Annotated in this window: 21 protein-coding genes and 1 pseudogene; 11 read left to right on the top strand and 11 right to left on the bottom strand. The window is 63.0% G+C overall.

Annotated elements, in window-relative coordinates; genetic code table 11:
* Positions 1-33: 33 nt before the first annotated feature.
* A complete protein-coding gene (locus ACR3FF_RS10045) occupies positions 34-426 on the bottom strand; it encodes an OsmC family protein (RefSeq protein WP_458187875.1) in 393 nt (130 codons plus the stop codon).
* A gap of 295 nt (positions 427-721) precedes the next feature.
* Positions 722-1,459: a metal-dependent hydrolase gene (locus ACR3FF_RS10040; RefSeq protein WP_458187874.1), complete on the bottom strand. Its 738-nt coding sequence runs from the start codon at positions 1,457-1,459 to the stop codon at positions 722-724.
* A gap of 153 nt (positions 1,460-1,612) precedes the next feature.
* On the opposite strand from ACR3FF_RS10040, the gene ACR3FF_RS10035 reads away from it, so the two are divergent.
* The gene (locus ACR3FF_RS10035; RefSeq protein ID WP_458187873.1) at positions 1,613-2,344 is read left to right on the top strand and encodes a fumarylacetoacetate hydrolase family protein; all 732 of its coding nucleotides are present in this window, start codon (positions 1,613-1,615) and stop codon (positions 2,342-2,344) included.
* A gap of 83 nt (positions 2,345-2,427) precedes the next feature.
* On the opposite strand, the gene ACR3FF_RS10030 is transcribed toward ACR3FF_RS10035, so the two are convergent.
* Complete coding sequence (locus ACR3FF_RS10030; protein ID WP_458187872.1) at positions 2,428-3,591, bottom strand: NAD(P)/FAD-dependent oxidoreductase; 1,164 nt, start codon at positions 3,589-3,591, stop codon at positions 2,428-2,430.
* Between the two features lie 134 nt (positions 3,592-3,725).
* Here ACR3FF_RS10030 and ACR3FF_RS10025 point away from each other — a divergent pair, with 134 nt between their 5' ends.
* From ACR3FF_RS10025 to ACR3FF_RS10015, 3 genes are all read left to right on the top strand, one after another.
* Complete coding sequence (locus tag ACR3FF_RS10025) at positions 3,726-3,971, top strand: YhbY family RNA-binding protein (RefSeq protein WP_458187871.1); 246 nt, start codon at positions 3,726-3,728, stop codon at positions 3,969-3,971.
* On the top strand, positions 3,971-4,849 hold the full coding sequence (locus tag ACR3FF_RS10020; protein WP_458187870.1) for a mechanosensitive ion channel family protein: 879 nt from the start codon (positions 3,971-3,973) through the stop codon (positions 4,847-4,849). The genes ACR3FF_RS10025 and ACR3FF_RS10020 overlap by 1 nt, the downstream gene beginning before the upstream one ends.
* A 263-nt stretch (positions 4,850-5,112) precedes the next feature.
* Positions 5,113-6,168, top strand: coding sequence for an ArsA family ATPase (locus ACR3FF_RS10015; RefSeq protein ID WP_458187869.1), 1,056 nt, complete (start codon positions 5,113-5,115; stop codon positions 6,166-6,168).
* A gap of 51 nt (positions 6,169-6,219) precedes the next feature.
* On the opposite strand, the gene ACR3FF_RS10010 is transcribed toward ACR3FF_RS10015, so the two are convergent.
* From ACR3FF_RS10010 to ACR3FF_RS09995, 4 genes are read right to left on the bottom strand one after another with little or no spacing between them, the layout of a single operon-like run.
* A complete protein-coding gene (locus ACR3FF_RS10010) occupies positions 6,220-7,527 on the bottom strand; it encodes a glycerate kinase type-2 family protein (RefSeq protein ID WP_458187868.1) in 1,308 nt (435 codons plus the stop codon).
* Positions 7,524-8,375 (bottom strand): SDR family oxidoreductase, encoded by an 852-nt coding sequence (locus ACR3FF_RS10005; RefSeq protein ID WP_458187867.1) that lies wholly within the window; start codon positions 8,373-8,375, stop codon positions 7,524-7,526. Before ACR3FF_RS10005 ends, ACR3FF_RS10010 begins: the two co-directional genes overlap by 4 nt.
* 24 nt (positions 8,376-8,399) lie before the next feature.
* Positions 8,400-9,215 (bottom strand): endonuclease V, encoded by an 816-nt coding sequence (locus ACR3FF_RS10000; protein WP_458187866.1) that lies wholly within the window; start codon positions 9,213-9,215, stop codon positions 8,400-8,402.
* Positions 9,215-10,135, bottom strand: a complete 921-nt coding sequence (locus ACR3FF_RS09995) for a rhomboid family intramembrane serine protease (protein WP_458187865.1) — start codon at positions 10,133-10,135, stop codon at positions 9,215-9,217. The genes ACR3FF_RS10000 and ACR3FF_RS09995 overlap by 1 nt, the downstream gene beginning before the upstream one ends.
* A 155-nt stretch (positions 10,136-10,290) precedes the next feature.
* Here ACR3FF_RS09995 and ACR3FF_RS09990 point away from each other — a divergent pair, with 155 nt between their 5' ends.
* Genes ACR3FF_RS09990 through ACR3FF_RS09980 form a run of 3 tightly spaced genes read left to right on the top strand, consistent with a single transcriptional unit; the run spans position 10,291 to position 12,901 of the window.
* Positions 10,291-10,728: a DUF5788 family protein gene (locus tag ACR3FF_RS09990; protein ID WP_458187864.1), complete on the top strand. Its 438-nt coding sequence runs from the start codon at positions 10,291-10,293 to the stop codon at positions 10,726-10,728.
* Positions 10,725-12,464: a DNA polymerase/3'-5' exonuclease PolX gene (polX, locus tag ACR3FF_RS09985; RefSeq protein WP_458187863.1), complete on the top strand. Its 1,740-nt coding sequence runs from the start codon at positions 10,725-10,727 to the stop codon at positions 12,462-12,464. Before ACR3FF_RS09990 ends, polX begins: the two co-directional genes overlap by 4 nt.
* Positions 12,464-12,901, top strand: coding sequence for a Mut7-C RNAse domain-containing protein (locus tag ACR3FF_RS09980; protein ID WP_458187862.1), 438 nt, complete (start codon positions 12,464-12,466; stop codon positions 12,899-12,901). The genes polX and ACR3FF_RS09980 overlap by 1 nt, the downstream gene beginning before the upstream one ends.
* Here the strand turns inward: ACR3FF_RS09980 and ACR3FF_RS09975 are convergent, their stop codons facing one another.
* Positions 12,902-13,735 (bottom strand): cell division protein CdpA domain-containing protein, encoded by an 834-nt coding sequence (locus tag ACR3FF_RS09975; RefSeq protein ID WP_458187914.1) that lies wholly within the window; start codon positions 13,733-13,735, stop codon positions 12,902-12,904.
* A gap of 815 nt (positions 13,736-14,550) precedes the next feature.
* Here ACR3FF_RS09975 and ACR3FF_RS09970 point away from each other — a divergent pair.
* From ACR3FF_RS09970 to ACR3FF_RS09960, 3 genes are all read left to right on the top strand, one after another.
* A complete protein-coding gene (locus ACR3FF_RS09970; protein ID WP_458187861.1) occupies positions 14,551-14,841 on the top strand; it encodes a DUF5789 family protein in 291 nt (96 codons plus the stop codon).
* Positions 14,842-14,876: 35 nt separating this feature from the next.
* On the top strand, positions 14,877-15,524 hold the full coding sequence (locus ACR3FF_RS09965) for a CPBP family intramembrane glutamic endopeptidase (RefSeq protein ID WP_458187913.1): 648 nt from the start codon (positions 14,877-14,879) through the stop codon (positions 15,522-15,524).
* A gap of 74 nt (positions 15,525-15,598) precedes the next feature.
* A complete protein-coding gene (locus ACR3FF_RS09960) occupies positions 15,599-16,561 on the top strand; it encodes a DMT family transporter (RefSeq protein WP_458187860.1) in 963 nt (320 codons plus the stop codon).
* On the opposite strand, the gene queC is transcribed toward ACR3FF_RS09960, so the two are convergent.
* From queC to ACR3FF_RS09945, 3 genes are read right to left on the bottom strand one after another with little or no spacing between them, the layout of a single operon-like run.
* Positions 16,555-17,322, bottom strand: coding sequence for a 7-cyano-7-deazaguanine synthase QueC (queC, locus tag ACR3FF_RS09955; protein WP_458187859.1), 768 nt, complete (start codon positions 17,320-17,322; stop codon positions 16,555-16,557). The two genes, ACR3FF_RS09960 and queC, sit on opposite strands and share 7 nt — an antisense overlap.
* 5 nt (positions 17,323-17,327) lie before the next feature.
* On the bottom strand, positions 17,328-18,122 hold the full coding sequence (locus tag ACR3FF_RS09950; RefSeq protein ID WP_458187858.1) for a 7-carboxy-7-deazaguanine synthase QueE: 795 nt from the start codon (positions 18,120-18,122) through the stop codon (positions 17,328-17,330).
* 2 nt (positions 18,123-18,124) lie between these two features.
* The gene (locus tag ACR3FF_RS09945) at positions 18,125-18,562 is read right to left on the bottom strand and encodes a 6-pyruvoyl trahydropterin synthase family protein (protein WP_458187857.1); all 438 of its coding nucleotides are present in this window, start codon (positions 18,560-18,562) and stop codon (positions 18,125-18,127) included.
* 165 nt (positions 18,563-18,727) lie between these two features.
* Here ACR3FF_RS09945 and ACR3FF_RS09940 point away from each other — a divergent pair.
* Positions 18,728-19,011, top strand: a pseudogene (locus ACR3FF_RS09940) (ISH3 family transposase); the annotation flags it as partial.

The raw sequence follows: 19,011 nt of genomic DNA, 5'->3' as shown, positions 1-19,011 counted from the left end.
AACGCTTCCCTTTCGGGGTTCGGGAACGTTCTCTCAGAACGCGCCCGTCTCGATGGAAACCTCAGCGTGGAGGCTCTCTTCGAGCGCGTCGTGTACCTTACACAGTTCGAAGGCCCGGGCGACGACCGCGTCTGCCGTCTCGTCGTCGGTCTCCGCTTCCCACCGGATGTTGAAGCCGACGGCGTCGAGTTTGTCGTCTTCGTTCAGTTCGCCGGTGACGTCGATCTCGATCTTGCCGAGGTCACCAGCGTCGCGCTGTTCGCCGCCGACACGGAGCGCGGGGACGTAGCAGGAACCGTACGCCGCGAGCAGCGTTTCGAGCGTGTCGGGGGCGTTCTCGCCCGTCGCGTCGATGGTGATGGAGAAATCGCGTACGTCGTTTTCGGCGCTGAACCCTTCGTCGGACGTCGTTGTGACTTCTGGCATTGCGTTTCGACGGTCTCTCGCAACGCTCCTAAGTATTGTTCTTCCGGTCGCGCTCGACGGATGGAAGTGAAGATTATAGTCACGGTACCTGTTTCCACGGGTCGGGAGCGTGCGTACGAGGCGCGAGGTCATTTCGAGCGGGGAGTCTCCAACCCGGTCGAGGGCTTCGTGTCCTCGGACGTTACCCGGCACAGCGCGTGATTCACGAATCACACACTTTCAGCACAGACCGACGCGACCCACTAGAACCACCGCTTCGAACACCACGAAAGAAGACAAGTCTCGGAAGTCGAACTCAGTACGACAGGAGGTCCGTCAGGTCGACCGTCTCGTCACCCTCCAGCACGCGAACCTCGGCGTCGCTACCGGTCGCCTTCACCTCGCGCACGAAGTCGTCGGTGTCCTGTTCGATGGGCGGGAACGTGTCGTAGTGCATCGGGAACGCGGCGTCGGCGTCCAACCAGTCCACCGCGATGGCGGCTTGCCAGGGACCCATCGTGAAGTGGTCGCCGATGGGGACTGCGACGGCGTCGGGTTCGAGGTACGGTCCGATGATTTCGCGCATCTCGGTCATCAGCGCGGTGTCGCCCGCGTGGTAGAATGTCTCGCTTTCCTCGTCGGAGACCTGCGTCGGTTTCGTGTCAGAGACGACGAACCCGGCTGGCATCCCGCCGGACGTGCCGTAGGTCGTGTCCATCCCGTTCGTGTGGTCGGCGCGATGCATCGTCACGAACGCGTCGCCACACTCGACGGTACCACCGAGGTTCATCCCCATGCCGCCGATCGCGTCGAACTCGCCGTACTCGTCACGGCAGTACTCGACGACTTCGGGCGTCGCGACGAGCGTCGTTCCCTCGTAGCGGTCGACGTCCCCGATGTGGTCTGCGTGGCCGTGCGTGAGGAGGACGTAGTCCGGGTCGAGTTCCTCCGGGTCGGTGTCCGTCTTCGGGTTGTCGAAGAACGGGTCGATGAGGAGTTGGGTGTCGCCGACGGTGACGTGCCACGTCGAATGGCCGTGCCAAGTGAGTTCCATGGTGCGGTCGTCAGTAGTGCACAATCGGCCTTAAAAGATGTTGGCGACGACTGGAGTGATAGCCGGCAGGTCGCACGCGGGGACGAGAGAGAAATACCGCGAAGCCGTTACCGGAGTCCGAACGATTTAGGCGGCCGGCTACGACCATCCCGTATGAAACGAGTCCGATTCCGCGACCCCGCTGGTGCGACGCGAACCGGTGAGTGGACCGACGGCGAACTCCGATTCGCCGACGATACCTACGACCCCGACGACGTCGAGGTCCTCGCACCGGCCGACCCGACGAAAATCGTCTGCGTCGGGCTGAACTACGCCGACCACGCGGCGGAACGAAACAAGGACGTTCCCGACCGACCGCTCCTGTTCCTCAAGCCGCCGAACGCGGTCGCCTCCCACGGCGACACCGTCACGCTCCCCGCCGAAAAAGAACGCATCGACCACGAAGTCGAACTCGGTATCGTCATCGGCGAGCAGTGTCGCCACGTTGCCGAAGCAGACGCGATGGACGTGGTCGCCGGGTTCACGTGTGCGAACGACATCTCGAACCGCGACGACCAGGACCGCGAACAGAACTGGGTCCGCGGCAAGGCGTTCGACCACTCCTGTCCCCTCGGCCCGGTCGTGGCGACGCCCGACGAAGTCCCCGACGACGCGGCGGTTCGACTTCGCGTGAACGGCGTACTCCGCCAGGAGTCCTCGCGCGACCAGTTCATCTTCTCGGTTCCGGAGCTCATCGCGGAAATCACGACCTACCTCACCCTCGAACCGGGCGACGTCGTCATCACCGGGACGCCGTCCGGCGTCGCTCCCCTCGAAGACGGCGACCACGTCGAAGTCGAAATCGAAGGCGTCGGAACGCTCGAACACGACGTTCGAATCCCCTGAAGCGGTCGCTCGGGGTTCGACGGCGTCGAGGACGACCCATTCCACTGATTCGTCGAGAGAAACGAAAATCCGTTACCGGCAGGTTACAGCGAGTTCCACGCCTTGAGCGCGCGGTTCCACGAGGTCATGTCCGCAATCCAGCGTGCGGCGACGGCCTTCTTCAGGAACTCCGCCGGGTGAGAACTGAACGTGCTGATGGGGAAGTCCACGCCACCCGCGCTGACGCCGTGGGCGACCGCGTCGTCGCCGATGGAGATGACCGTCCCCTTGTCCTCGTACGTCCAGGACGTGAGCGGTTGGCCGCGGACGGCACGAGCGATGTTCTCGCCGACGACTTCGGCGGCCTGCCACGCGGCCTGGGCGGTCGGCGGTGCGGGGTTGTCGCCCTGGTCGATGATGGCACAGTCGCCGATGGCGAACACGCGCTCGTCGCTGGTCTGGAAGTTCGATTCGGTGGTGACGCGGTTGTGTTCGTTGTCGAGGTTACAGCCGTTCATCGCGTCCCTGCCGGTGATGCCGCCGGTCCACACGAACACGTCGTAGTCGAGGGGGTCGCCCTCGTCGAACTGTATCTCGTCCTCGTCGGCCTCGGTAATTGGGTCGCCCGTGAGGATGTTGATGTTCTTCTCGAGGAGGTACTTTTTCACCGTCCCCTGCAGTTCGGGGTCCTGTCCGGGCATTATCTCGTCCAGCGCCTCGACCAGATAGATGTCGAGCGACGCGCGGTGTTTGTCGCGGTACTCGGCGATTTCGCCCGCGCTCTGGATACCCGACAGTCCGGCCCCGCCGACGACTATCTTCGCGGGGTCGTTGCGCGAGGCGGTTTTCGCGGCCGCTTCGACCGCGTCGTGAATCTCGAGTGCGTCGTCCAGTCCCTTTAGCGTCAGCGAGTTCTCCGCCATGCCGGGGATGCCGTAGTAGGCGGTTTTGCTTCCGAGTGCGACGAGGAGATAGTCGTAGTCGACGTCGTCGCCGTCTTCGAGTTCGACCGTCCGTTCGTCCGTATCGACGCCCGTGACGGTGTCGTGGACGAATCGAGTGTTCGGAGATTTGATGTCCTGAATCGGGAGGGTGATCTTGTCCTTGACCCTCGGGTCGCGGATGACACGATGGGATTCGTGCAACACGAGGTGGTAGTCGGTGTCCGACACCCACGTGATGTCGGCGGTATCGAGTTCTGCTTCGAGCCGCTGTATCGCGCCAGCACCAGCATATCCAGCACCGAGCACGACGACCTTCGCAGTCATGTGCGAACCTCAGGAGTCATGCGATACAAAGGCTTTGAAACCCGAAGCACGATGCAAGATATTCACACTCTCGCCGACATCTGGCTCGTTAGCTGCAAGGTTTAAAAGTAATCGCACACAACTACTCCGCAGTTATGAGTAATCAAGACCTCCGAAAGAAGGCCCACGACCTCGACGTGACCGTCTGGGTCGGCAAGAGCGGACTCTCCGCCGTCGCTGACGAACTGAAAGACCAGCTACAGAGCAACGAACTCGTGAAGGTGAAGTTCCTCCGGGCGGCCCGCGGTGGCACCTCGACCGACGAACTCGCCGAGGAACTGGCCGACGAGGTGAACGCCGAACTCATCGAAACGCGCGGGAATACGGCGGTGTACCACTGATGGTCGAACCGCTGCCGGGCTTCGAGGGTATCTTTGGCGGACAGGCCGAGGGAGTGACAAAAGGGATTTACTTCACCGTCTCGTTCGTCGTCCTCTATCTTCTCGGTCGGATTCTGGTGATTCCACTCGTCAAACGACTGCTCGACAGACAGGGATACGACGAGAGTGTAAAGAAGCCGCTGACGAAGGTCGCCCAATTCGTCGTCCTGTTCACGGCGGTTGCGATCGCATTCGGCCTCGCCGAGCTCGGTAACTTCCTCACCGCCCTCGCAACCGTCGCTGCCGCCGCGACGTTGGCGGTCGGGTTCGCGTTGCAGGACATCATCGCCAACTTCGTCGCCGGCGTTTTCATCTTCACGGACAAACCGTTCAAGATCGGCGACTGGATAGAGTGGGACGACGGAACGTATTCGGGTATCGTCGAGGACATCGACCTGCGGGTGACGCGCGTCCGCACCTTCGACAACGAGCTCCTGACAGTGGCGAACTCGGTGTTGACCGACGGTGTCATCAAGAACCCGGTAGCACACGACAAACTCCGCATCCAGTTCCAGTTCGGCATCGGCTACGACGACGACATCGACCAGGCAACCGACATCCTCGTCGAAGAGGCAAAAAAGCACGACGAAATCATGGACGACCCCGGCCCGTCGGTTCGGCTCGCCGAACTCGGCGACTCCGCAGTCGGCCTCAAATCTCGATTCTGGATCGACGACCCTCGACGAGGTGACTTCGTGAAGACCCGCGGCGAGTACGTGAAAGCCGTCAAAGAGCGATTCGATGCGGAAGGCATCGACATGCCCTACCCGCACCGCCAGCTCACCGGTGGTGTCGAGGTCGGAAACCGGTCCGAGTTGGCCGCACTCAGCGAAGATTGAGACCGACCGAGTGGCGTTTCGGTCGATGGGGGTACTCTCGCGGTTTCGAACGCTCCGGTCGGTTTCCCGGTACGCGATTCGGGTCGTCTTCGTCTCGGGAATTCTCGTCGGGGTACTTCCCCCGTGGTAGCACGAGCTGCGAGCGCTGAGGGGTACGGAGACGGCTGAGTATCTTTCAGCGGTGTCCTCGACGCGACTCCTCGACGATTCGCCAGCGTGTCGAGACCGACGGGTACACAAGTCCACGCCGGATAGCCCCTCGCATGAGCGAAATCGACGTGGAGGCCGTCGAGCGAATCGACGAATCGGACGTACCGACCGGGGTCGATGCACCGGAGTACGTCCTGTACGGTGGCAAGGGCGGCGTCGGCAAGACGACGATGGCGGCCGCGATGGGACTGGCGAGCGCGCGGGATGGGACGCGAACGCTGGTCGTCTCGACCGACCCGGCACACTCGCTCTCGGACACCTTCGAGCGAGACATCCCACCCGAGGCGTCGCGAATCCGGAAGGACATCCCGCTCTACGCGGCGGAGATAGACCCCGACGCCGCACTGGAAGAGCAGGCTGGAATGTTCGGCGACGATGGCCCACTCGGAGCTGAGAGCCCACTCGGCGGACTTCTCGGCGACGACGGCGACGGGCCGATGTCCTCGCTGCTCGGCGGGGCGATGCCGGGGGCCGACGAGGCCGCCGCGATGCAGAAACTCATCGAATTTCTGGACGACGACCGATTCGACCGCGTTGTCGTGGACACCGCACCGACGGGGCACACCCTCCGTCTCCTCGAACTGCCCGAGGTGATGGACACCATGGTCGGGCGCATGGTGTCGCTCCGCCAGCGATTGCAGGGGATGATGGACGGCGTCAAAGGAATGTTCGGCGGTGAGACCGAACCGGAGGAAGGCATCGACGACCTCGAAGCACTGAAAGCCCAGATACAGCGTCTCCGAACCACGCTCCGTGACCCTTCGAAGACCGACTTCCGAATCGTGATGGTTCCAGAGGAGATGAGCGTCTTCGAGTCCAAACGCCTGCTCTCCCAGCTCGACGAGTTCGACATTCCCGTCGGAACGGTCGTCGTCAACCGCGTGATGGAGAACCTCGCCGACGTGACGGATGCAGTCGATTCGAGCCAGTTCGTCACGCCAAATCTCGACACCTGTGAGTTCTGCCAGCAGCGGTGGGAGGTTCAACAGGGCGCACTCAGAGAGGCACAGGACGTGTTTCGCGGCCACGACATCAAGCGCGTTCCGCTTTTCGCCGACGAAGTGCGAGGTGAGGAGATGCTTCGCGTCGTCGCAGCCTGTCTGGACTGATTCGACGGCCCCGATCCGACTCACCGCCCACCCCCGCTCCGAAAAGCCGTCCTACTCAACTACCAGTACCCGCAAATCGTTCACGTTCGTCCCGGTCGGGCCGGTTTCGAGGAGTGCACCCGCCGATTCGAGCACGGTGTAGGCGTCATTCTTCCGAAGCGCGTCCTCCCCTTCCTCGACCACCGTTCCGTTGTCCACGACCGCGCCCGAGGCATCGGTACTCCCGTCTCGTCCGTCGGTATCGACGCTGGCGACCGTGATTCGCCCGTCGAGTTCGAGGCGGGCAGCGAGGGCGAACTCCAGATTCGGCCCGCCTTCGCCCGACCCGCGAACCCTGACCGTGGTCTCACCACCGGAGAGCAACACTGCAGGTGGCGCGGTCGGGTTGCCGGTCTCCTGCACCTCCTCCGCGATGGCGACGTGCGTGGCTGCGGACTCGCGTGCCTCCCCGCGAACGCGCGAGGAGAGAATCGTCGTCTCGTACCCTCGTTTCTCGGCGACATCGCGGGCGGCGTCAAGTGCGGTGAAGTTCGTCGCCAGAACGTGGTTCGTCACGTCACTGAAAACCGTATCGTCGTCGTCGGGTGTCTCCGGCAGTTCGCCGGCAGCGCCACGTTCCAACCGGTCTCGAACTGGTGACGCGACGCCGTATCGGTCGAGAACCGCCAGTGCGTCGTCGAAACTCGTCCCGTCCGGCGCGGTCGGTCCACTCCCGATGACGCCGGGGTCGTCACCGACCACGTCGCTGAACAGCAGGCCGACGACGGTCGCGGGGGCGGCGGTTCGGGCGAGTTGCCCGCCTTTCAGCGCCGAGCTGTGCTTTCGAACGGCGTTTATTTCGTCGATGTCCGCCCCCGAATCGAGCAGGTCGCGGGTCACTCCCTGTACGTCCGCCAGCGAGATTCCGTCCGCAGGAGCGGGCAGGAGGGCACTCGCACCGCCGGTGACGACCGCGAAGACGAGCGTGTTCTCGTCGGCCGAGTCGGCGAGTTCGAGCACGCGCCGGGTGCTCTCGATACCCGTCTCGCTCGGCACGGGGTGGTCACCCGCAAGCACGTCGATTCGGGTCGTCTCCTCGGGGTCGTTGGTCACGACTGCGCCACGGGAGATTCGGTCGCCGAGAACGGACTCCAGTGCGACAGCGACCTGTGCGGCGGCCTTGCCGCCACCGACGACGACCACTTCGTCGTACTCCGAACAGTCGTACTCAGTCTCCGCGATGTGAAGGGTGTCACCGTCGAGGGTTACCCGCTCGGAGACGACGGTTCGCGGGTGAGCCGCCTCGATGCCGGCCTCGATACATGCCAGTGCGGTCTCGCGGGCGGGCGTCGTGGCGAGCCTCTCCCGGTCGAGAATCATCCGAGGAACTTCTTGGCCCAGTCGCTGGTCGAGAGCCCGGAAATCGTTCCGTACAGCTTATCCAGCCACGCCGCGGGCAGGATTCGCCCGTAGTCGGCCAGTTCCGCGACGGTACCGACGGGATACCGAGCGTTGGGGTGCTGGACGTTCGCCGCGTCGAGGATGGTGTCGGCGACTTCCTTCGGGTGGACCGCGCCGGGCATGCCACCGTCGATGGCCTGCCGGTCGTCGTACATCTCGTAGAATCGTTCGTACGCCCCGGAGCGTTCGACGCCTTCGATTTCACCGTTCGCTCGGTCGTAGAACTCGGTGTCTACTGGACCGGGTTCGACCACGACGACGTCCACGTCGTACTCCTCTACCTCCGGGCGGAGCGAGTCCGAGATGCCCTCCAGTGCGAACTTCGACCCGCAGTAGATTCCCATTCCGGGGACGGCGATGCGACCCACCGCACTGGAGACGTTGACGATGGTCCCTTTCCCGCGTTCGCGCATGTGCGGGAGGACGGCTCGCGCGAGTCGAAGCGGTCCGTAGACGTTCACGTCGAACTGCGCGTGAACCTCCTCGACCGGCACGTCCTCGATGGGACCGGGTTGTGCGTAGCCCGCGTTGTTGACGAGACAGTCGACGTGTCCGTGTTCGTCCACGATGCGCGAGACGACGCGCTCTACGTCGTCGTCCTCGGTCACGTCGAGTTTCGCGATATGACAGCCCTTGTCGCCGAGCGTTTCGATGTCGGCGGTATTTCTGGCGGTCGCGTACACGTCCCACCCGTCTGCGAGAAACGAGAGTGCGGTTTCCCTGCCGATTCCCGACGAACAGCCTGTAATCAGCACAGTCTCAGCCATGGGGTTTCCTTCGGAGGGGGGTGGCTAAGTACCAACGGTTTCCTTCACCTCGTCGGCGTAGGCGTCCGCGTGCCTCGTGGGCTCGGGAAGTTTGTAGCCCGCACAGAGTTGCCAGACGAGGTCCGCCGCCGTCTCGGCACTCACGCGGTGGCCGGGACTGACGTACAGGGGGTTGACGTGGCGTTTCTGGGGGTCGTCGTACTGGCGCGACTGGAGGGCGTAGCCGATGACGGTTCCGTACGGCGCGCTGACCCGGTCGTTCGAGAGTACGGGAACGCGCTCTCCCTCCCGCATGTGCCCCTCCGGCGGGTCGCGCAGGGTTCCACAGAGCAGGTTCTTGGCGACCCCGATGGCGGGCAGGTCGAGCATGACGCCGACGTGCGTGGCGATACCCGCCTCCCGGAAGTGGATTCGCCCGCTTCCGTCCACGATTGCGAGGTCGGGGTCGACCGACAGTTGCTCGAAGGCTCGCAGTATCGCCGTCCCCTCGCGGAACGACAGCAGGCCGGGAATGTACGGAATCTCGGTTTCGACTACGGCGTGGGTGCGCTCTACGACCTCGCCGTCGCGGAGCGCGACGATGGCGCTCACGGCCTGCTCACCGACGAAGGCCTGGTCGACGCCGACGACGACCGGGGAATCGTCAGCGTCTGCAGTGCGACCGGCGTCTCCGGTCGGCAGTTGCGTCTGTGCGTCGTCGGTCCCGGCACGAACGCTGGCCGGGTCGAACTCGAACTCGTCCTCGAAAACCGCGAGGTCGGCCACCTCGTGCTGGAGGGCTTCCATCTCCTCGCGGGAGAGCGACGCGTCGGGCGCGAACTCCGGGTGGACGACGCGCATTAGAATCGTCTACGGCCGCCCATGCCACCGCCTCCGCCCCCGAACTCGAGCTGCTGGGGTGCGCGCTGACCTTCCTTTTTCAGTTTCGCGCCGTAGAGCAGACCGAGACCGAGGCCGGTGAGGTGTGCGAGTTGCGCGACGCCGCCCGCACCGATACCGCCGGAGACGCTGACGAACGCCGAGTAGACGGCGAACGCGAGCGTCGCCAGCCACAGCGGCATCGGAATGATGAAGTAGAGGTAGATACGCAGATTGGGGTTCAACACCGTCAGCACGCCCATGATAGCCGCTATCGCGCCACTCGCACCGAGGACCGGCACGAAGAGATTCGGCTGAGTGAGGATGGTCGCACCGACCTGCGCGAGGCCCGCGAGCGCGCCCGTCACCAGAAACAGGGCGGCGAACTTCTTGCTCCCCATCCGCTGTTCGACCGGCGGGCCGAAGAAGTACAGCACGAGGCTGTTGATAGCGAGGTGGAATATCCCGCCGTGCGAGAAGACCGAGGTGACCCACGTCCAGACGTACTGGGGGTTCTCGGTCGTCAGCGTGAACAGGGAGTACCACTGCAGGTCGGCCGGCCGTCCCGGTCCCGGTGCGGTGATACCGAAAATCGGCGCGACCGCGTACTGGAGGACGTACGTCAGCCACATCAGCGCGAGAAAGACGTACGTCATGTTGCCTCGGAAGTACGCGAGCGGGCCGCCAGTCCCGGTGTCCACACTGAACGTCTTGCTCCGTCCCTGATTTTGCACGCTATCGTCGAACCCGCTGTCGAAGACCCCCTCCGGGTCGTTCCACTCATTCAATCCCGGACAGGAGTGGTTTTCCGGAAGACGATGTTCGCTACAGAACGTCCCGCCGCACATCCGGCACTTGTACGGCATATTCTCGGTTTGACCACACGCGTCGCATTTCGCCATTAGTCCGACGTTTGAACCGACGCGCCAAATGGGTTTGGGTGATTCGCTCCCTCGCCGCAAGAGTACCGCGTCTTCTGTACGAATCTCTCCGGAGAGAGTCGCTCTCGTGATGCACGGGGGCAGGAATTTTTAGCGACGACCACGAGGTACACCGTGTGAAAGAGTACGAACGAAAAGGACTGCTGGAGCGCGTCGGCCGCGAGGGGGCGACCGTCGGCGCGTCCATCCCGGAGTCGATAACGGTGCAGGGCGAGGAGATAGACCTGCGTGAGTTCGTCTTCGAAATCAAGCGGCGGGAGACGATTCCGGCCGGCGAACGCGACCGAGTCGACCGGGCGAAGACGAACCTGCGCCGGGAGCGACTCCAGCGGAAACAGCGACTCGAAGACGGCGACATCTCCCGCGAGGAGGGCGAGCGACTGGTCGAGAGCATCATCGGCATCGACCGGGCGTTGAACGCGCTGGAGAGTCTCGGCCCGACCGACCTCGAAGCGGAAGAACACGCGAAAGAAACCGCCGACAAGAAACGCTGGATGACCTTCCTGAAGAAAGCGCTGGGTCGAAACGACGCCAGCAACCGAACACGACCATGAGCCGAAACGCCGAAATCGCCGACCTGTTCGAAGAGTACGCGGACCTCCTGGAAGCACAGGACGTCGAGTACAAACCCCAGTCCTACCGCCGGGCCGCGGACAACATTCGGGAGTACCCCGAGGACATCGAGGCACTGGCCGCCGACGGCTCCGAAGCGGTCCAGCGGATTCCGCAAGTCGGCGACTCCATCGCCGGGAAAGTGGTCGAGTACTTCGAGACGGGGGAGATAGAGGCGCTCGAAGAAGAACGCGAGACACTGCCCGTCCGGATGGAGGAGTTGACCCGCGTCGAGGGCGTCGGCCCGAAGACCGTCGGCGACCTCTATCACGAACTCGGCGTCGAGTCGTTAGACGACCTCGAAGACGCCGCTCGCGATGGGAAGATTCGGGAGCTGAAGGGATACGGCCAGAAGACGGAACAGAACATCCTCGACGGAATCGAGTTCGCCCGCACCATCCGCGGGCGAGAACTGCTGGGGAACGCCCGCCCGGTCGGCGAACAGGTGCTCGAGTTCTTCGCGGACGTGTCGAGCGTCGAACGCTGTGAACTCGCCGGGTCCCTGCGGCGCTGGCGAGAGACCATCGGCGACGTGGACGTACTGGCGGCGAGCGAGGAGAGACAGACGGTCGTGGACGCCTTCACCGACTGGGAGCGAGCGACGACGGTCATCGAGGCGGGCACCGACAAGGCCGCGATTCGCGTCTCGGACATGCGGGTCGACCTCCGGGTCGTGGTGCCCGACGAGTTCGGCAGTGCACTCCAGTATTTTACGGGGAGCAAGAACCACAACATCACCTTGCGGAACTACGCCATCGAGCGTGACCTAAAGGTGAACGAGTACGGGGTGTTCGACGTGAGCGACGTCGACGACCCCGATGCAGGTCAACGAGTCGGGGAGCGAATCGCGGGCGAAACGGAAGCGAGCATGTACGACGCACTCGGTCTCCCGTTCATCGCACCCGAGATGCGCGAGGACAGGGGCGAGATAGACGCCGCAATCGCCGGGAAACTGCCTGACCTCGTCGAAGAAAGCGACGTTCGCGGCGACCTCCACCTGCACACCGACTGGTCGGACGGGAGCTACACCATCACGGAGATGGTCGAGGGAGCCGCCGAGTTCGGCCACGACTACATCGCCATCTCCGACCACGCGACCGGGCCGGGAATGGTCGGCGGCGTCGGTCTGGACGACGCCGAACTCCGCGAGCAGATAGACGAGGTTCGTGCAGTCGCCGAAGACGCCTCGATAGACGTGTTCACCGGCGTCGAGGCGAACATCGACGCCGAAGGGGAAATTAGCGTCGGAGACAACGTACTGGCGGACCTCGATATCGTGGTGGCCTCACCGCACAGCGGTCTTAACGGCGACGCCACCGAACGACTGGTCCGAGCCATCGAACACCCGAGCGTCGACGTCCTGGGGCATCCAAGTGGCCGTCTCATCAACCAGCGTCCTGGCGTCGATTTCGACGTGCGCGAGGTGGCGAACGCCGCCGTCGACCACGGCGTCGCACTGGAGATAAACAGCAACACGCACCGTCTCGACCTGTGGGGTGCGGCGGTACAGGTCGCGGTCGAAGCGGGTTCGCCGGTCGCCATCGACACGGACGCCCACAGTCCCGGCGAGTATCGAAACGTCCGGTACGGCGTCCACACCGCTCGGCGCGGCTGGGCCGAAGCCGAGGACGTGCTCAACACCCGTGACGCCGATGGGATTCGCGATTTTTGTCACTGATGGCCCTCCTCCTCGACGTGATGCTCGGAAAGCTAGCCACCTACCTCCGGATGTGTGGCTACGACACCGCCTACGCGCTCGACAGAGGTATCGAAGCCGACGACGCGATTCTCGCACTGGCGCGGGAAGAAGGTCGGACGCTCGTGACGCGAGACGAAGTGTTGGCGACGCGGTCAGACGACGCGATTCTCGTCGAATCGCTCGACGTCACCGACCAACTTCGGGAACTCTCGGCGGTCGGGTTCAACCTCTCGCTCGCCGACCCGACTCGGTGTTCGGTGTGCAACGGCGAACTAAGACGGGAGGACGGCGACGCACCCGACCACGCGCCGGACGGCGAGCGAATATGGCGGTGTCGAGACTGCGGAAAACAGTTCTGGAAAGGGAGCCACTGGGCGTCAGTCGAACGAACGTTAGAAGAGATGGGTGAGCAGTAGTTAGGCGGTTCGGCGGTCCGGCGTCCAGCGGTTCGGCGTCCACTGGTCGCAGGCGTCCATGTCCGTCATCCGCTGGTCGTACAGCCCACAGTAGGGCGTCATGCCGTTGTCGGTACGAACGTAGTCGAAGTGGGTGCAGTTGCCACAATAGGTGTCGGTAGCCGGGCGGGTCGTCTCCGGGGTCGCGGACCGTCGTGCGATGGGTGAGGAGATGTCGTCGTTCGTCGCGCCGCCGTCGCTCACGGGTGCGCTCGTGGTATCGATTTCGCCGTCCGGTTGGTCGCCGAAGACGCCGACGCTTCCGAACCCGCGGGAGCGTTCGACCTCCACGACCTTCGTCTCGCCTTTCCGCAGCACCTCCATCGTGACGGTTCCGCCGGGGTCGTTGCGCGTCTTGAAGTTCACGACGGCGGTGAACAGACACCAGAACGTGATGATGAGACCGGTGAAGTAGACCGCGACGACCGGGAGGGTGAGCTGTTCGCCGTAGCCCCTCCAGTGAGCAGGATAGGCGTACCAGAACATCCCGACGCCCAGGATGGAGATGCTCGAACCGATGGCCGCCGCCGCACGAACCCGGTCGCTTGTCGCCGGGAGGACGGCGAAGACGCCGATGAACACCGCCGGGACGCCCAAGCCCGTGGTGATGCCTGCGAGTTTGTAGGAACCGTAGTGGTTCACCCCTACCGACGGGAAGAGGCTCGTCGTCGCCGCGAGGATGGCGACGACGACGAGCAACGACCCGGCGAGAAACAGCCCGACTCCGAGATGGAGGCGTCGTGGGCGCTTTTTCACGCAGTCGCGCCCTTCATACGTTTCCCCGAGGCTTGTCATGTCCGTCATTGGAGGCCACCTACTAAACTACTGCGTCAGAAAATTATCACAATTAAGATGTTTGGGGCTGAATCGGCACGAAAGGGCGTGGCTCGGCGGTATCTTCGACCAGTCAATTCGGTTATTTATCAGCTCGGTTCTTCCGGGACGCTCGTTCGAACTCGCGTCTCGGGACGTCGATTCGGAATCGAAATGACGAGTGGAAACCACGAGGTGACTGGAATCCCAATACGTTTGCCACGAAAGCTATCGCCCCAGCAAACTACCGCAACCGCAGGGGTTGCAAGAGGTAACACGGCGGAAATCGCTCGGCCAAGATACCGCACCCGCGAACCGCGACCGCAGTGCGGACGGGCGGCCCGAACCGCCGGGGCCGCCCGTCCTCGACGCCCTCGTGCCTTCCCGGTGTGCGTGCACCTTCGCTGACCGCCGACTCAGGCGCACGCACTGCGTGACCAGAAAGTGGCTCGTCGGCTTACCGCCATGCTGTGGCAGGTAACACAACCCCCAGAAGCTAGCACACTCACCGAAAAATCGAAGATTTTCCGAGGCGCGGAGCGCCTCGAAAAGCGAGTGGCGAAGCCGCGAGCCGAGGGAGCGAGGAGTGTCTTCGTGAGCGACGCGAGCGAATGGCTCGGAAGTCGCACGCCCGCGGAGCGTCAGCGAGCAGGAACGTCTTCCAGTGCTTTTGGTCGAGCTTTTGCCAGTGGAGGTAGGCCAGCGGGCGCGCGCGACGACAACGCGCCCGCTGGCACCCGACCGCAGCAAAAGGTCGTGTCGAAAAGCCTAATCCCTGGGGTGTCAAACGAGCGAGTATGGCTGACGACAACGAAGACGAGGGGCCCGCCGTCGAACTCGGCGAGCGCGACCCCGTCGAAGGCGCGCCGGTCGCTCGTATCTCCTCCCGACTGTACTGGCCGATTCAGAAGAGCGAGGTCGTCCGAAGGGAGGGTGACGAGACGATTCGTACTCCCGACGGGCCACAGCAACTCTCGGACGTGTTGGAGAACGTAGACGAGACGTACTTCCAGAGCGAACACGAGTTCACGCAGAATATCCGGGACGCCATCGGCACGGGACCGGTTCCGACCGCAGACGATTCGTGAACTTCGCCCGGTCGACCGAGGGGCGGACGTTCGGTCTGACGTGGGTTCAGTTGTCACTATTCGTCGGGGCGGCACTGACCGTCGCGTGGTCGTGGTGGGACGTGCCGGGCGACAGTCTGAACGCACGACTCGTGCGTGACGTGACACTCTACATGCTGATTCCCGGCGTGTTGGCGGTGACCCACGGACGCCACCTCGGCTATCGGGTCGACCGGAAAGCGATTCGCAACACGGTGATTCTCGCGGCGTTCGTGGTTCCGTTCTACGTCGTCGGGTCCTCACTCCCGACGATTCGAGCGTACTATCCGATGTGGGGGGCGACGCTCGAACTGGGGAGTTTCGTTCCGCACGCCGTAAAGCAGTTCATCGTCGTGATAGCCGCTGAAACGTACTATCGAGGCTTGCTCTGTGTCGGCGTTCGGAAAATCGGGTTCAAGAGCGTGTTCATCAGCCCGGTCGTGTACGCCTTCCACCACCTCGGTAAGCCACCGATCGAACTGATTCTCTCGGGACCCACGGACGTGCTCTTCGGTGCGGTGGACTACGAGAGCGATTCGCTGCTCCCGTCCGTCGTCGCCCACGGACTCGGGCTCGTGTTGCTCGATTGGCTGGTCCTCCACGACCCACTTGTTCGTCCGGAGACGGTCGTCGAGTGGCTCTCGTGGCTGCGGATTCCGTTGTGACCAGACGGGCGAGGATTTTCTCGAACGTCACCCGGAAGTTTAAATCAGATGCCGGAACCACTCCCTGACGAGTGATGTTTCACGTGGTCGAGTGGGTCGAAGACGAGGTTCCGCCGATGGTCGCGCTCGCGGTCGCCATCGTCGCGGTGAGCACCAGTGCCATCCTCATCGAACTGAGCAGTGCGCCGAGTATCATCAAAGCGTTCTACCGAGTGCTCTTTACGACGCTGCTCCTCGCTCCCCTCGCTGTCACGCGCTACCGTGCCGACCTTCGAACCTTCTCGCGTCGCGATTTCCTCATCGCTATCGTCACTGGCGGCGCGCTCGCCGTCCATTTCGTCACGTGGTTCGAGAGTCTGGAGTGGACGACTGTCGCCGCCTCCGTAACGCTGGTACAGTCACAACCACTGTTCGTCGCGTTCGGCGCGTGGGCACTGCTCGACGAGCGCGTGACAAGGCGAACGGTGGTCGGAATCCTCGTCGCACTCGTCGGGATGGTGGCGATGTCGTTCGGCGGCCTGCTCTCGGGTGCGGTCGTCGCTGGCCAGCGTCCACTCTACGGAAATGCGCTCGCCGTCACGGGAGCAATCGCGGCGGCGGGATACGTCCTCGCCGGTCGGTCGCTCCGTCAGCGCGTCTCGCTCGTCCCGTACGTAACCGTCGTGTACGGCGTCTGTACCGTCGTCCTGTTCGGAGTCGCACTATCCAGCGATGCGACCGTTTCCCTCACCGCCTACCCGCCCGTCGAGTGGCTTTTGTTTCTCGCCATGGCCGTCGGGCCGGGCATCTTCGGCCATACGGTCATCAACTGGGCGCTGAAGTACGTCGAATCGAGTGTCGTCAGCGTCTCACTCCTGGGCGAACCGGTCGGGAGTACCCTCCTCGCCCTCGCCATCCTCGACGAGGTGCCGGGAATCGCAACCGTGGTCGGCGGTGTCATCGTGCTCTGTGGCATCTACGTCACTTCGACGGCCAAGGGTGGCGAAGGGAGAGCAGAGCGAGAAGAGAAACCCGACAAAGCGAATACGGGTCAGTAGTCGGGGCGTTCTTCGTAGTCGATAGGGTCGCGCACCGCGACGTTCTGAAACGCCTGCAATCGAAATGCACAGGCGTCACACGTACCGCAGGCGGGTTCCTCCGCCCGGTAGCAACTCCACGTGTGTTCGTACGGAACCCCGAGTTCGACCCCTCGTCGGGTGATTTCCGTCTTGCTCCACTCGACGAACGGCGCGACGAGTTCGATGGACGTATCGGATTTCGTTCCGACGTTCACGACCTGCTGGAACGCCTCGAAGAACGCCGGTCGGCAATCCGGATACCCGGAGAAATCCTCGCTATGTGCGCCGATGAAGACGGCTTCGCAGTCGTTGGCTTCAGCACACGATACTGCCATCGACAGGAGGTTCGCGTTACGGAAGGGGACGTAGGTGTCCGGCACCTCGTCGTTTTCCAAATCCGCATCTTCGACGTCCATCTCCACGTCAGTGAGACTCGACCCACCGATGGTGGCGAGATGGCTGGTTTCGACCCGGAGGAATTCGGCGTCGAGTTCGTCGGCCTGCCGTTTCGCACAGTCGAACTCTTTGCCCTCGGTTCGCTGGCCGTAAGACGTGTGCAGGAAGTACGGTTCGTACCCCCGCTCGCGGGCCTCGTAGGCCGCCGTCGCGCTGTCCATCCCGCCGGAGGCGAGGATTACTGCTCGGGGGGGTCTCGACGTGTCTACCGTTTCTGATTCTTCGGCTCTCTCGAATTCGTCTGTCGTCTCGTCTGGTTTCGTGTTCGTCTCTTCTCGTGTCATACTGTTCAGGTTCCAGGTGCGTCGTTCCAGAGGTCGACATGTAGTCGTGGCGTATATCGGTATCCGTGCTTCATTGCCAGTTCTGCGACTCGATCGCATGTTTCGTCCAATCGCTCACGAGTGGCCCCCTCCGGCATCAGGAGTACGTCCGTTTCGGTGATGGGCGTGTCTGCAACGTCACGAACCTTCGAAACGAGCGTTTCGACCTCCTTCACGTCGGAGTCGTCCGTGACGACGAACTTCAGTTGGGTCTCGTAGGCGTCTACGAGCGCAGCGAGCGCGTCGAGGTCGATTCTACGCGCTTCGTGACGGTCTGCCCACTCACCGTCCCCTTTCGGATCGTTCACTGCCGTCGGCGTCGAGGACGAGAGTTTCGGGCTGACGCTCGCCAGGTCGATGGCTGCGTCGGTGAAAATCGTCCCGTTCGTCTCGACGGTCGTGTGATAGCCCGCGTCCGCGAGGCGGTTGAGGAGGGTGGCCGTCTCGTCGTGGACCAGTGGTTCACCGCCCGTGACGACGACGTGATTCGCCTCGTACGATTCGACCGCTGTAACGATTTCGGAGAGCGTCATCCGGTCGTGGGTCGGTTCCCAGGAAGTGTGATACGAATCGCAGAACCAACAGCGGAGGTTACATCCGCTCGTCCGAACGAAGACGCTCGGTGTCCCCGCCAGTTTCCCCTCGCCTTGCAGCGAGTAGAACAGTTCGTTTATCGGAAGCGTCGGCTCGGCGGAGTCCGGTTTCCTTTCCGGCCCCGATTCGGTGTCCGTATCCGAGCCTCCGGCGGCGTTCACCGGCATGTTCAGACGGGCCCACCACAGAGTTCTGCCGTTTCACTGACCTGTACCGCGACGTCGGAGACGGTGTTCGGCAGTTCCTCGCGGAGTCGTCGTTCGAGTTCGATACTCATCACCTCCGCCGTCGGCGGGGCATCGAAGAGGACCACAGCGTCCGAATCGCCGCTTCGTTCGAACGCCTCGACGAGTGGGTCGCCCGCCTCCAGCAGAAACCTGTGGTCCCACTCGGAGATGATTGCAGTGATATCCCCTTTGTCCACGACCCATCCTTCCTCGGTGAGTTCACCGACGACCCGCACTCGTATTTCGTAGTTGTGTCCGTGCGGGCGGCTACATTTGCCGTCGTGATGGAGCAATCGATGTCCAGAACTGATACGAATCGGTCGGTCACGCCCGATGTGGAGAGTCCGTTTTCGTGACGACTCCAGGGCTTCTTCGGTCATACTCCACGATTATCGAGAGAATACTTAAACTATCTCACTCAGAACTGTGCCGGGATTACAGCAGACGCCGGAGGATTCGGAGTGGGAGTGTCGGTACTTCCCAACCGATGTGAGAACTGAAGCTAAAGCGTTAGTCTAATTAGGAAGATGTCTGGTTGAGTGAATGTGTTCAATATCCCTCAGCCAGACGGTGCTCTTTCGGACTCGGACGTGAAAGATCTAGCGGAAGACGTTATCTGTCAGCTGCCATTGCCGGGGATCGAGGGTTCGCCCCTCGATCCCGGCGAGATCTGGGCGGTCGTCATTCTTGCAGCCGTCAATCAGGCCTCTGTCTGGGAAACGTGCAAAGACAACGAGAACGCTGCTTGTGACGATACTGTCATGGCTTGGCTACATACGCTCAACCGGGAGTGGCTTGAGAGCGTTGCTAACCGCCTTCTCAGGGAGTT

It is taken from the genome of Haladaptatus ordinarius, assembly GCF_054177595.1.
This window is presented reverse-complemented; position numbering and strand designations above follow the sequence as displayed.